The 13,954-nt window shown below is 47.1% G+C and carries 11 protein-coding genes; 2 read left to right on the forward strand and 9 right to left on the reverse strand.

Translation table 11 applies throughout. The annotated features are described in order from the left end of the window. Window positions 1-143: 143 nt before the first annotated feature. The 7 genes from NST20_RS11575 to NST20_RS11605 all read right to left on the reverse strand — a co-directional run bounded on the left by NST20_RS11575 (window position 144) and on the right by NST20_RS11605 (window position 6,491). Window positions 144-695, reverse strand: coding sequence for an undecaprenyl-diphosphatase (locus NST20_RS11575; RefSeq protein ID WP_235962326.1), 552 nt, complete (start codon window positions 693-695; stop codon window positions 144-146). Window positions 696-726: 31 nt separating this feature from the next. Further along, window positions 727-1,467 (reverse strand): polysaccharide deacetylase family protein, encoded by a 741-nt coding sequence (locus NST20_RS11580; RefSeq protein ID WP_029142160.1) that lies wholly within the window; start codon window positions 1,465-1,467, stop codon window positions 727-729. Then, entirely contained in the window at window positions 1,443-2,726 is a 1,284-nt protein-coding gene (locus NST20_RS11585) for a glycosyltransferase (RefSeq protein WP_340703701.1), read from the reverse strand. Before NST20_RS11585 ends, NST20_RS11580 begins: the two co-directional genes overlap by 25 nt. A 335-nt stretch (window positions 2,727-3,061) precedes the next feature. Next, complete coding sequence (locus NST20_RS11590; RefSeq protein WP_237348399.1) at window positions 3,062-3,940, reverse strand: hypothetical protein; 879 nt, start codon at window positions 3,938-3,940, stop codon at window positions 3,062-3,064. A 3-nt stretch (window positions 3,941-3,943) separates the two neighbouring features. Next, window positions 3,944-4,450 carry a zf-HC2 domain-containing protein gene (locus tag NST20_RS11595; protein WP_342399472.1) on the reverse strand — a complete coding sequence of 169 codons (507 nt, stop codon included), beginning with the start codon at window positions 4,448-4,450 and terminating at the stop codon, window positions 3,944-3,946. Window positions 4,451-4,454: 4 nt separating this feature from the next. Continuing rightward, window positions 4,455-4,988, reverse strand: coding sequence for a sigma-70 family RNA polymerase sigma factor (locus NST20_RS11600; RefSeq protein WP_342399473.1), 534 nt, complete (start codon window positions 4,986-4,988; stop codon window positions 4,455-4,457). Between the two features lie 333 nt (window positions 4,989-5,321). Next, window positions 5,322-6,491 carry a glycosyltransferase gene (locus tag NST20_RS11605; RefSeq protein WP_342399474.1) on the reverse strand — a complete coding sequence of 390 codons (1,170 nt, stop codon included), beginning with the start codon at window positions 6,489-6,491 and terminating at the stop codon, window positions 5,322-5,324. A gap of 564 nt (window positions 6,492-7,055) precedes the next feature. Here NST20_RS11605 and NST20_RS11610 point away from each other — a divergent pair. Then, complete coding sequence (locus NST20_RS11610; protein ID WP_342399475.1) at window positions 7,056-9,287, forward strand: glycosyltransferase family 39 protein; 2,232 nt, start codon at window positions 7,056-7,058, stop codon at window positions 9,285-9,287. A gap of 214 nt (window positions 9,288-9,501) precedes the next feature. Here the strand turns inward: NST20_RS11610 and NST20_RS11615 are convergent, their stop codons facing one another. Both NST20_RS11615 and NST20_RS11620 read right to left on the reverse strand, forming a co-directional pair. After that, window positions 9,502-11,142 (reverse strand): GH25 family lysozyme, encoded by a 1,641-nt coding sequence (locus tag NST20_RS11615; RefSeq protein WP_342399476.1) that lies wholly within the window; start codon window positions 11,140-11,142, stop codon window positions 9,502-9,504. Further along, complete coding sequence (locus NST20_RS11620) at window positions 11,139-11,489, reverse strand: hypothetical protein (RefSeq protein ID WP_342399477.1); 351 nt, start codon at window positions 11,487-11,489, stop codon at window positions 11,139-11,141. Before NST20_RS11620 ends, NST20_RS11615 begins: the two co-directional genes overlap by 4 nt. 756 nt (window positions 11,490-12,245) lie before the next feature. On the opposite strand from NST20_RS11620, the gene NST20_RS11625 reads away from it, so the two are divergent. Next, window positions 12,246-13,709 carry a transposase gene (locus NST20_RS11625; RefSeq protein WP_342399478.1) on the forward strand — a complete coding sequence of 488 codons (1,464 nt, stop codon included), beginning with the start codon at window positions 12,246-12,248 and terminating at the stop codon, window positions 13,707-13,709. Window positions 13,710-13,954 lie beyond the last annotated feature (245 nt).

The following is a 13,954-nucleotide window of genomic DNA, read 5'->3' on the forward strand; positions in this document are numbered from 1 at the left end:
ATTTTGTTCACTTATATAGATATAAAATGTAAAAAGACGTTGAGGCACAAATAGTAACGGTGCCCCAACGTCTTTTTAATTGATTTAGGGTAAGGGCGGGACACAGTGCCAAATGGTGTCCCGCCCTCTTTTCGAGTGATTGTTCATTTATATCCTTTTTTTGTAAATTTTGCGCATATGTCATGATACCAGCCGATCAGCATGCTAAAAGCCGGATCAAACAACCCTTTTATTTTTTGAATGGCCCATACGGTGAACAAGGCAACAATGATGCTTGCCGCAATATCCCCCGGATAATGGTGCCCGACCCATACACGGGAAATGCCGGTCAAAACGGCACAGAGAATCATCGCTGACCCGAGTTTCCGGTTCCGCACCCATAAGGCGAAAGCCATTGCAAACGTGCCTGTCGCATGGTCGCTCGGAAACGAGTCATCGGCCGCATGCGGAATTAAAATGCTGGTATGATACGTGGCAAATGGCCGTGGTTCATAATAAACAAGCGTAATCAAAAAATTGACCAGCAAAGCGGCAATCCCGGCAATCCCGGCATAAAGCACCATATTTTTCATTTTATCATTGCCCAAAAACCACACAATCAATAAAACAGCGGCAAAAAGCGGCAAGGCATCCTGTGTAAAAAAAATCATGATGCCATCCAGTAATTTGTCATGCCCTGACAAGTTGTGGACCATAAAAAACAATCTGGCATTCTCATTCATGGCTCTATTTTCTTTCCTTTCTTCTATGGCTGGTTTTGATAGAAGAATGTTTGTCAAACATCTCGTCCATCCGCACGAACCGGAAGCCGCGCGCTTTTAATGCCGGGATGGCAACCCGCAAACCTTCAATTGTATACTGCGGGGCATCTTCATCTGCGCCCGGCGTGACGCCGCAATCATGCAGCAAAATCACATCACCGCTTTCCACCCGGGTGATCAGGCCGTTTGAAACTTTTTCCGAACCGCCTTTTCTCTTCCAATCACGGAACATTTTCGACCAGTGCACCATGCAGAACTGCTTGTGCAGAAAAAAGTCCAGCAGATGCATCATCCCCCACGGCGGGCGGTAAAAAACCGGCCTCTCCCCGGTGATATTTTCAATAATTTGTGCCGACTGCTCAAGCGTGCGTGCATTTTTCCAAGGGCTGATCAGCCAGTTGCACTGGTGCTTATAATTATGAAGGCCGATACAATGCCCTTCACGCGACATGCGCAAAACGATTTCCGGGTACCGGGCCGCCCTTTCCCCGACGAGAAAGAAAGTGGCCTTAATTCTTTCCCGCTTTAAAAGATCAAGCAGTACCGGCGTATATACCGGGTCCGGCCCGTCATCAAAGGTGAGCGCAATCTCCGCATCTTTTTTTCCTTTCCAACATACCCAGAAACCGAGTTTGGCCGCTAAAAAATATGGAATAATAGCATATATGAAAAGCAATAAAATCAATACCCAGATGATGACTTCCACACCGTGCCGCTCCTTTCATCCAGAGATTCATGCGGGTGATGCACAAGCAAAGCCTTTTTTCGCATCCTTGCATACTTTCCGTGCGCGGTATCCGGCATTTCCGGATCAGGCGAGTGAATGAGCCGCGCATATTTTGCCTGATCAATAACGGAAAGCACCCGAAAAGCGGCTTCCCTGTTCTGAATCGAAAGCGTATTTCTTTTCATCTTCGCAAGCTGTGCCCTGTTTTCATTCAGGCGGGCTAAACACCGGATTAACGTTCCTTCATCTGGTGCCTCAACTGCTGCGCCTGCTTGTGTTAAAAAGGCTGCGTTATCTTCTTCCTGGCCCGGCAACGCTTTGTATAAAATCATCGGCAGTTCCATGGCCAATGCTTCCGCAGTTGTCACGCCGCCCGGTTTCGTAATCATGACGTCCGAGACGGCCATTAAATCACACACATAATCAATATAGCCGAGCACGAAAACCTTGTGTTTCGTCCCTTTCAGATCATCCATCAGGCGGGCGCGCAGTTTTTCATTATGCCCGCACACGATCAACAGCTGCATGCGGAAAGGCACCGCGTCCAGTTTTTCAGCCGTGAACAGCCCGTCCCCGAACAGGCCTTCCCCGCCGCCCATGACAAGCACAACCGGCAACGCCGGATCGAGGCTGTATTTTTTGTATAAAGCCTGCTTGTTCACTGGTTTCAGGAAACTCGGTTTGATCGGGATCCCTGTACAGGAAATTTTCCGGCCAGGAATGCCGATCCTGATCAGCTGCCGGCGCAACATATGCGAACCGACGACATAATGATCTGTGTACGGATGCAGCCACGAACTGTGGTGTGTATGGTCAGTAATGACGGTGACGAGCGGGATATCGGACAGCCCGTATTCCTTTAATTTTGAAATCATGGCAGACGCAAAAGGATAGGTGCTGACAATGACGGACGGGCGTATCGTTTCGAGCATCCGTAGTGTCTTTCTCATCCCTGTAGAAAATAAGCCGGTCAATGTTTTCGACAGGGCATTCCTTCCATACGTTTTACGGTACAGATACCCGTAAAGATTCGGGAATTTTTCAATACCTTTCATATAAACATAGTGGCTGACCGGGCATAATGCGGGATGGACCCATTCCATGAAATCGACGACAACCGGGTCTGCTTTTGGGGAACGAATTTTCATCGCCTGTTCAATTGCCCGGGCGGCCTGCAAATGCCCTTCCCCAAAAGCGCCTGTTAATATCAACACTTTGTCTTTTTTCTTGTTGGCCATTCTCTTTTCCCCTCTGCTTTTCGGTCTGTTTACAGGAAACGCGCCGCTTCTCTTTCTCATGCGGCTTCCTTTCGATACAATACAATAGACTTTGAGGGAAAAAGAAAAGTTCATTTACAGGCGATAAAAATTTGCGGCCATTGTTTTCCTGCTCTTCCATTTAAACGTATTTTGAAAAATACTGTAAAAATTTGTTGCGAAAAATTGAAACAATGCAAGACTTTTTTCCGGAAACAAAAACACCGTTTTGGCATTTCCCTGTTTTTTCATCGGGATCTGCCCGGTTCCCGGATGAAAAAACGTAGCCGGGTACTCACGAAAAAACATGCGGCCGCTTATTTTGCGGCCGCACGTTTTTTCCTGTTTCTCCATTTTTGAAATAGCCATGTGACCGAAAGCCCGAGCGAGTACCAGAACAAAATCAGGAAAATGACTTCCCCGACCAGCGGGATGCTGCAAAGGGCAACCAGGATGGTCACGCCCGTTAACAATTTCAGCCATTCCTGCCTGCCGTTTAAAACGTCAAAGGTGCTGCCGATTTCCCTGCCAAGAAACACGAGCCCTGCCAGGAGGGATACAAAAACAGCAAGGGATAACAGAAGGACAACCGGTATTAATACCACCGTAATCGTCAAAAACAGACTGAGCGCAAGGACGACAAGCGACAGCAGGCAGCCGGTAATGATCATCCTTCCGGGCCGCGTGTAGAAGGACCGGATCCCGGAAAAAAGCGGTTTTTGCGCGACAAAGCCGAACAAAACAGTGCACACAATCAACAGCAGGCTTGCGGAAAGCCGGAAAAACCAGAGGGCAAGAAGCATGACAGCGGCAAAAATCATACTGTCAAGCGTTTTATTGTTCATATTGATAGACAGGACATGTTTCGTTACACGGGCACCCGGCTGCTGTTTGATATTTCCGCCGAGCACAAATACAGAGCCGCGGATATCCGCTGACTTTCGAATATTCAAATTCCCGTTGATCACAATGACGGCTGTTTTGACATATCCGCCGACGGTCGCGTTATTCCCGATCACAACGACATTTTCAACTTTTTCATTTTTCGGGATGACCGTATGCCGGTCGTGGATGATGATTCTCATTCTTTTTTCCTTTGCAAACGCAGGGTGGAAACCCGCCCCTGCGCTCAGAAAAAGCAGGAGCAAGGACAATAAGCAAATCAATATTTTTGTGGCTTTCATTTTTTTCTCCATCCCCTAATCCTTCACCGGCTTCATGGTGAGAAGGTCGAACAAAATCCAGATACAGACAGCCAAAATCACCGCCATCACCACCATGATCCCCGCAGACAAAGCCGGGAGCGCGGAAAGAATGGAAAGCGCAATATGAAAGCCGCTTGAAAGAATATTGAAGAGGGCCTGAAAAATATTCATGCCGACATAAAACGGTTTTCTCATCACCGGGTAGGTGGCAAGCACAAAAGCGGCACAGCAAACCGCAAAGAACCAGGCAAACACGCGGTAATGCATCGCCAATTTTTCCTGCGGCATAATTTTAGCCAGAACCGCCTTTTCAAACTGGATTCCCGGCACCTCAACCGAATGGTAAAAACGGCTGATTTCCGCCTGGACCGCCTCCAATTCTTCCAGTTCGCGGCGGCAATCCGGGCAAAGGGCAAGATGGGCTTCAACCTTTTTTCGGTCCGTTTCACTTAACGCATCATCCATGAAGGCCGGCAATAAATCCCGGACATGTGTTTCCATGTGATCACCCTCTTGAAAGTTCTTTTTTCAAAATATTTCTCGCTGTGTTGATGCGCGACTTGACGGTACCAAGCGGGATGTTCAAGATGTCTGCGATCTCTTCATAGGAATAGCCCTGGATATCGCGCAGCACGATCGCTGCCCGGTGTTCCGGCGACAATTTTTCCATCGCGCCGCGGATGTCAAATCTCAAATTGGCACTGTCGATATTGGAAGTTGCCCTCCTCATCGGCTCCTCTTCTATTTCCGCCTGAAGTGCCGCTTTTTTTCGCAATTTTTTCAGCCGGTCATAGCATAAATGAGAGACGATCTTCGACATCCAAGAGGCAAAAGCATAGGCATGTTCCAGTTTATCCAGGGCGTACCAGGCTTTCACAAACGCTTCCTGGGCGATATCTTCCGCTTCCATCCGGTCGCCTGTCATGGCGTATGCATGCCGGAACACCTCCCCTTTAAACTGGGCCACCAGCACGGCAAACGCATCTGTATCTCCTGCTTTTGCCTGCCGGATCAACTGTGTTAAATCCTGCTCCACCATTTTCAACTCCCTGCTTAAGCAACGCGGTCTTTTGCCGTTGCCCGGGCATGTGCAAAAGCGGCAAGGAAATTGCAGGTGCACTTGCCCATTTCATTCCATGTTCATTATGGCATATTTTCCTTTCCGCCATCAGGAAGTTTTTTTATCATCCACTTAGCGCCCCATTTGGATAGAAGTTTCCCCATACCGGCCGGAAAGACGGGCGGCAAAATGCCGATGCAAGCTTTGGGCCGGACTGAAACATGTGCCCGGTTTTCACCGGCAGGAAATGATGATAAAAGTCCCCGGAAACGAACGGTAGCCCCTTCCAGGAACATAGACGCCCGCAAAAAATCAATAAGAGGTTGAAACAAAGTACTGGTCCTTCAGCACTTTATCCGGCGTTTGGTTTGCTTTGCGGCCGAGCAGACCGCGGATCAATACATCAAATTCTTTCCCCCGGAGTTCGATTTCGCTCCCGTATTGGCGCAGCCGCCGGTAAAACCGGGCCAGCTGCTTCCCGTCTTCCAAAATTTCCATCACCTGTTCCTCTACCGGTTTGGTGAAGTCCAATTCAAAGACAAGCCCGTGTTGTTTCAAAAAAGCAAGATTGATTTCTTCCTGGCCGGGGAGGACGGAGTGGATAAAAATCGGCAGTTTTTTTTGAATCACTTCGCTGATCGTGACACCGCCCGGCTTTGTAATGATCGCATCCGCTTCATCGTACAGCCGGCTCATTTCCTTTCTGGACTGGATATACGGAACCGGGATGATATGTTTCATCCCCCATCCGTTCAGCTTGTGATACAATTTTTCGTTTTTTCCGCATAACACATAATAATCGGCCTTGCCTGGCTGTTCCCGTTTCAATGCTTTCAGAAGGCGGTACAGATCGCCGAGGCCGCTGCTGCCACCGGATATTAAGATTTTTTTCCGTGATGTATGGCGCAAAACCGTTCTTTCTTTAAACGCTTCATGAATCGGAATGCCGGTGACAAAAATGTTTTGTTCGGGAACGCCGTTACAGATGAGCGTCGTTTTGATCGTTTGGTTCGGCACAAAATGGATGTCAATTTCTTTCTTTCCCCACAAGCCGTTGACGAAAAAATCAGTGTATGCATTGATAACCGGGACATCAATTTTTCCTTTTGACTTCAGCCGGCTGAGCAGCATCGACGGAAAACTATGCGTGCAAATGACAAGATCCGGATTTTCCTCGGCAATCAGTTTTTCCATTTGCTTAATAAAAGAGAGTTCATAGAATTTCATTAATGCGGTCTGGTCGGCATCCGCATAAATAAAATGTTTGTACACCCATTGGTATGTCCGCGGTGCTTTTTGAATCCAATTCAAATACATTTTCGTGACGATTTTTTCCAGCATCCCGCTCGTATAGGAAATCAAATCAACTTTTTTCATTTCAATGGTACTGTCCATACATTTCAATTTATGCATTAACGCCTCTGCGACCTGGTGATGGCCGGACGGCATTTTTAAAAGCGGTAAAATGAGCACTTTAGCCAAGCTGTCTTCCTCCTTTTCCGGAAGCCTGTTCTTTTTACAATAAATAGACTTCCGCAATTGCCGGGAAGTTCATTCTGATTTTTACCAAAAAAGCAGATTTTAAACAATTGAATTGTATACCGGATGGGTGTTTTCCAACAAGTATTTTGCCAATATTGGCCGTATTTTGAGCAGCAAGCCGCCTGCAGGGTTTTTGCGGGCATTTTTCGGCCGGAATTTCACCGCCTTAAAAACGGCCAATCCGGCAAAAGGATGGTTCAGGATAAAACCGTGCTGCGCGGCATTTCGCCCGGAAAACCCTTCACGTAAACACCTGCCGGCTGGCCGCAATTTCCCGCGTACCGCTGAAAAAACTGCGGGTTTTTTCATTGAATTCTCACGGTTTATTCAGAATAAGCTGCTATACTGGTCCCTTGAGAAATCTGGAAAATTATGCAAGAATACGAAGTGCAGGCGGCGGGGCATGATAAAAAAGAATGTTTTCATGCACCACTAACCAAACACACAACTTGCGCAATGAGAATGGAGATTGCGCGGAAAGATAATCCATGAGGTGAGCCCTCCATGTTCGTGAAAAAGATAACCATCAGTCTTTTCAGTGTCATTTTTACCGTATCATGCGCTCTTATCACGATCGGCAGCTTTTTCATCGCGCCGCTGTGGGTGGAAAAAAATGACCCGCATTTCGTGCTGCTTGATGGAAAATGGAATATTTCAACCGGGCAGATGGCAGCGCTGTTCCTCTTTGCTGTAGTCGCCATCTTGTTTTATCTTGGCTGTTGCCGCATTTTTGCAAGGCTTTCAGACAACGGGCTGAAAAGAATGGCAGCCTTTTTGTTTGCCGTTATTTTGTCTATTGAAGCGGCGATCCTTATCCTGTTTCACGGGGTGCAGCCGCCCAAAGTGGATGGCGGCCATATTTATCTGGAAGCTTTGTATTTATTAAAACACGGGACATTGCTCGGAAATGAGTACTATTTGCAGCTCTACCCGAATAATGTGCCGATTACCATTGCCCGTTACCTGCTTTACCGCTATGCCGCGTTTGGGAATCCGGACTGGTTTTTGATTGCAGATAAGCTGGCAGCAGCTTTGTTTCTGAATATCGGGATCTTTTTTCTCTGGCTGCTGGCGGTGAAAACGTCCGGCCGCAAAACGGGAAATTTGCTGCTTGTTTTTACGATTACATGGCTGCCGCTCTTTCTTTATATCCCGTATTTTTATACAGAAAGCCTTGCGATCGCCTTTCCCTCCATGGCGGTGTATTTTTGGTACTGCCACAGCCGTACGGGGCGCCCGGCATACCTTTTTCTGCTTGGTGCAGTGCTTGCAATTGGGTGCCAGTTAAGGGAAAATATGGTATTATTTTTGCCTGCCCTTTTGATCTACATGGTCTATACGCTCCGGCTGAAACAAACCGTGCTGCGGGCAGCGTTGATTATGCTTGTTTTCTTGCCTATCACCTTTGGAGCAGAGGCGTATTACCACCATCTCGGCTACCGGGAAAACACGAGCATCAAGGCGCCGGTAACCCACTGGCTGGCGCTCGGCCTTTCAAATGAAGGCCGGTACAATGTCGCGGATACGAGATTATCAGAACGCCTCCCTACCCAACAGGCAAAAAAACAGGCGGATCTTGCACTGATCAAACAGCGGATCGAAACGAGGGGGCCATCCGGTCTGCTCAAGCTCTGGGCGGTAAAAGCCTTCCGCACATTTTCACAAGGCGATCAGGCCTACGCCAAGTACAATCAGCGGATGGACCATTACAACGCCGCATACCGCTATGTTTACGGAGACCAGAATCAAGTGCTGTTGTTTATCATCCAGGTTTTTCATATTGCAACGCTCTTTTTGCTGGCCGTTTCCGGCTTAACGTTCTTCCGTAAAATAAAGTTTGACGTTCAATTGCTCATGCAAATTTGCTTATTTGGTAGCTATTTGTTTTTCATTTTGATTTGGGAAGCAGAGCCGCGCTACTCCCTCCTGTTCACGCCATTTATGATTTTTTGCGCTGCACGGGGCCTTGAAAAAATGTGCCAGTTCCTGGAAGCAAAAAAATGGCTGCCGGCACAAAAAAGATGGAAACTGCAAACAGCGGGAAACTGGCTGCTCGTTTTAAGCCTTATTGTCCTGCTCGCCGTTTGCGCCAAATCGAATGAAAAAACATTCACAGGGACAACCGAAAAATACGAGGATTATATCGTCAACCAGCAGGCAGCCAGAGGAAAACCTGTTGCGCTTGTCGACCGGCATCATACCGTTACCCAAACGTTTATCGCAGACAAAGCTTTCGACCGGGTCGCTTTTATGCCTGCCCGGTTCCACGGCAAAGCCGCATACCGCGTTTCTTTATGGCATAATAGCGCCGGACGGCAAAAAATGGTGTTTGAACGAAAATTTACAAACCATAAGCGAAGAACAAACGGCTATGAGGCATTTCTTTTGAAAAAAGCCTTGCCCGGCGAAAACAGGCATTATTCGCTCCGGATCGAACAGCTCCACGGACCAGCGCATGCCCGGCTTTTCCTTCAGGCGAACGGCCAGGGCGGACATTTTGAGCAGATGGATTTGTACGAGGGCGGCCAATTGTACCAAAACGGCAAACCCATGGCAAAAACAGACCTTACGTTTACCGTATCAAAACAGATTACCGCACCTTTCATAAACCGGTATCTGTACAGATGGCTGTTCGGATGTGCTTTCTTTATGCTTTTGCTCTACGGGTTTGCCGTCCTGCCGGGAGGAGTAAGCAGAAAAGCAGCCAAAAAAATCCGCGAATTTGCGGATGCCTGATCACCCGCTTGAGCCGCTTGGCCAAAACGGATGAATGGACAAGTTTACAATGCATAATCGGCCTGAGCCGGCAACAAACGGGAATGCAAGGTGGAGGCTTGGACCGGCAGGCAGGGAAAATTTCTACGATCAAACCGTAGGCGGGCCCTGATGCTGATGGAAGCAAAATCAAAACGGCGAGAATCGCTTCTCGCCGTTTTTTTGAAAAAATTTTTTAAAAATCAGGGTCATAGCTGATATCAAGGTCAAAATGGCCGGTGATGCCATCAATGGTTCCGGTTTCGGTGTACTGCCAAACATCCGCATTTGTACCGAGCGTGGTGTTATATCGTGCCAGCCAAATTTTGGTATTGCCGGGCCAAGTATCTGTATGGCCCTCAAGATAGCTGTTCCAATTAAAGTAGCCGGCGTAAATACCCACTTTCGCCTGCCCGAGCGCCTGCATTTCATTTAAGAAATAGCCGGCACAGGCCGGGGCCGCATTTGCCCACCAAGTTGTTGTAATGCTATTCGTCCCGGTAGGTTCTATATCTTCGAAAGCGTAACCTGTAAAAGCATAGCCGGTGCTCGCCTTTGTTTGGGCCAGCACTTGATAAAAATGCTTGGCTTCTGCAATATGCTGTGCGGGATCCGTAGTGGAATTGCCGATCATATGATAAGCATGGACCGACAAGCCGGCGTTTCTGGCATACTTATAATATGTATAAAACTTAGAGTCCGTATACCCGGTTCCTTCCGTTGCTTTCAGGATGACAAAACTGTAGCCCTGTCTTTTCATAAGGTTAAAACTACTCTGTGTCAATGTTTGATAATGGCTGACATCCAGTCCCTTTGCCGTCGTGGCAGACGCAGCGGCTGCTCCGGTACTGCCTGTTGCAGCCGTCCCGGATGCGGAACCTGATCCAGTGTTGCCCGTTGCGGTCGTTGCGGATGCGGAACCCGATCCAGTGTTGCTCGTTGCAGTCGTCCCGGACGCGGAACCCGATCCAGTGTTGCTCGTTGCAGTCGTCCCGGACGCGGAACTCGATCCGGTCTTGCCCGTTGCGGTCGTTGCGGATGCGGAACCCGATCCAGTGTTGCCCGTTGCAGTCGTCCCGGACGCGGAACCCGATCCAGTGTTGCTCGTTGCAGTCGTCCCGGACGCGGAACTCGATCCGGTCTTGCCCGTTGCGGTCGTTGCGGATGCGGAACCCGATCCAGTGTTGCCTGTTGTGGTCGTTGCAGTTGTGCCGCTTGTTGCTGCGGCAGACCCTGTTATGCCGGACGCAGATCCAGACGTGCTGCCGGTTGCTGTTCCCGCCGTTGTGCCGCCCGCTGTGGAAGACCCCGTTTGGCTTGTCCCTGCTGTTGCCTTCGGCGTGCTGGTTGTTCCGCCCGCTGCCGGTGCAGGTTTTGTGAAGTGGCTCGTATAAATCCAGCCGCTTTGGGCTGTCCCAACAACGCAGACATGGGACATATTTTGGGTGCTTTCTTTCACATATACCTGCTTATTCGGCCTGATGACAGCCGTATACTTTGTATGGGACGAAGTGGTATACAGTTTGGAAGAAACATAGACCGTTTTCTTCGCCAGCGTGCCGGCTAAGTTATTCGCGTAAATATATCCGGAACTGCTGCCTGCTTTTACTTGGTAACGGCCGTGTGACCCGTTAAAAACCGATACTTTTTGCCCATCTTTAATCGTCTTTTTATACGAATTGCCGGTTGCGGATGTGTATAATTTAGACGGCATCCACGTATATTTTACAACTGGCTTGATAAAATGGGTTTTGTCAACATAGCCGCTGTACCCGGTTCCGATTACGTGGGCCAGATACATGCCGTTTTTCGTTGCTTCCATTTTGATATACATCATCTTCCCAGCCGGCACGGAAGCAACGTACGGGCCGCCTGCCGCCTGTTTATAAATTTTCGAACCAAAAAGTCCTCTTTTTTCACTTTGCTGCTTGTCAGGTTATAAGCATAAATGTAACCTGTTTTCCCACCTGTCTTCACCTTATAGCGCTTGCCCGATTTGCTGTAGACAGTTACCGCTGTGCCGCTGTTCACATTGCCGGAGTAAGCCGCGCCAGACGCCGTTTTATAGAGCTTTGACGGCGTCCACGTATACATGGTGAACGAGGCGGCTGAAGCAGGCTTCGCAAAACTTAGCACGAACAGCAACAGAAAGCCCGCGCCCCCGAAAAAAATCAATCTTCGCAATCTGTCTCCTCCTTTTGTTCTATGTATCAAACACAATTAAATCAATAAATCCAGTAAATTTTATCCCGAATTTGAAAAAAATAGTGAACAATCTTTCAAAATGAGTCTATATGCCTATACCGAGTTCTAGTTTGCCTGTTTGAAAGGGATCGATCAAAGCAAAATTGCCAAATACCGCTCCAAAGTCCAAAGTTTTACCGGACAATTGGGATTGACTGGATGGAGAGAAGATATTTATCCGCTGCAACCGGAGAATGAAACAATTTGTACCGGAACATTTCCGCGAGATCACGAGAGAAAGGTTTGGGGGACGCAACAGTTTTTGCCATTCCATAGCTAAAAAGCATTCCTTTCCTTTGACTGCAAGTTGTTCAGCACCAAAAAAAAAGAATGCTTTTTTAAATCATTCCCTATGAGCCCTTGCCAAAATGCTATATCCCCTGAAACTGTAAGCAGTCAGACAATTAAAGGTCGTTGATTTATTCCACTAAAGAAAAAAGACGTTTGTAGGAACATTATGACAAATGTAAAAATAAATTGTGAGTTTTTGATTTTAATGGGGTAAATTTATTTATTATAAGTGTCTAAATTTTTCCACTTTGGTCGGTTTTGGGCGGGTTTCAATAGATTAAGCTACTCATTCCTGTGGTAAATATTGTAAAACGGAAAAGGATGATTTTTTTTGAAAAAAAAGAGCCATGAAAGCCACTCCTTTGTTAAGATATAAGTACGACCAAATATCCAGGGAGTGATTTCATGACTATTTCTATTCTAACACAAACCAGAGACTTTTCAATACAACAAAATTTGATTCCCCACAATTGGCAAGACTATGCCGATATACCATTTGTCATTCCAGCCATGTGTTTCCCATGGGAGATTTTTAAGCCGATTGAACGAGAATACTACACCCTTTTATATTTGCACCTAAAAAATGAAAGAGCACATGATCCTTCTAATGAAATACAACCGGCACTATTTTCAATAACGGAGGAAGAAGACAAGTCTGCGTCTTCATTATTTCGTCCCTCTCCCGCAGGGAGAAAACCGCATCCTTTCATGCCCTTTTTTCGTGCTTTTGAACTGGCCTCTTTACAGTATATTGAAGTGATGGTGGAGAGTGTCTATTTGCAAGTGAAATCAAACCCGCTATTTGCCACCATGTGTGGATTTACGGAGAAAATTCCGAGCTACCGTTCCTTTGCTCGTTTTGATCAAATCATGACAACAAATGGTCTTTGGGAAAAAGCCCGGCTATTGGTTGTTGAATATAATAAAGGGGAAGGCGTGGTTGAAACGAATGAGGAAGCAGCCGCCGTGGATACATCGCATATAGAGGCAGAAGCAACCTTGAATAAAACAAGGAAGACGTGTTCTTGTGAGGGTAATTGCGATTGCCCCAGAGTCCTTACGGACGACAATGTAGGGGTAATGCGTAAAAGTAATGCAGTCTCCTATATTGCGCATAAATTATCAATGGTATGCGGGGTGAGATCCGGTTTGCCTTTGACGCGGGAAGTATTTAAAGGAAATACACCCGATGGGAAAACATTAGAACCGACATTGGAAACGTTTAAGACAGAGCACCCCGAGATGGCTGAGCAGTTGAGCTTTATCCTGGCAGATGGAATCTACCAAACGCCGGAAAATCAAAAAGTGACAAAGGATGTATTACAGGCGAAATTGGTGGCACCGATCAATCCACGGAACCGTAAAGATAAACCAACTACCGCCCGAGGGATTGAAAAAATCAACCGGTACGGCACTCCCATCTGTATCAGTGGGCATAAAATGGAACTTAGAGGATCTGATCGGGAAAAGGGGCAATATATTTACACTTGTCCTGTATTTCATCCAAATGCCAAGCAAGAAGGTCTCACCTGCCCGCTAGCGAATCACGCGGAATGTTGTAATGGGGCAGCACAAGGAAGAGTATTTAGGATAGACTTTGATCAAACGCCTCAAGTAGATGTCGAGTTGCCTCAACATGGGCGCACATTTGAAGTGTTATATAGTGCCAGGACGATCATCGAAAGAATCTTTGGCATTCTAAAAGACGGATACAGTCTCCGTCGTGTTCACAAGCGTGGGAAACAGGCAGTTGAAGCTCATGTAGATCGATGCATGATATCTATGCACATCATGGCAAATATGGCGTACCATCAGACAGGAAAGGCCAATTGTGGATGGACACGCAATCGGCTGCAAAGAGCAAATTAAGTTATTCACAGGTGGATATGTGAATAAATAAAATGAGCGTTTCCTTTCCACAAAGGGTAGTGAAAAAAACCCATTTTGTGAAGGCGGGATACGTATGCCCTTTTTTTGAAGGAAAATGACCGTTTTACTTCTATTGAATTGAAAATCTGGATGAAAAGGCAAAAAAACCGGGATAATTAATTTTCCAGAGCCTCGCTCAAGGGTATATTTTTATTTTGGCAGAGGCTCTATGAAAAAAGCAAGTA

Origin of the sequence: Weizmannia sp. FSL W8-0676 (assembly GCF_038593015.1) — a bacterium.
In the GTDB taxonomy this organism is placed as follows: domain Bacteria; phylum Bacillota; class Bacilli; order Bacillales; family Bacillaceae_C; genus Weizmannia; species Weizmannia coagulans.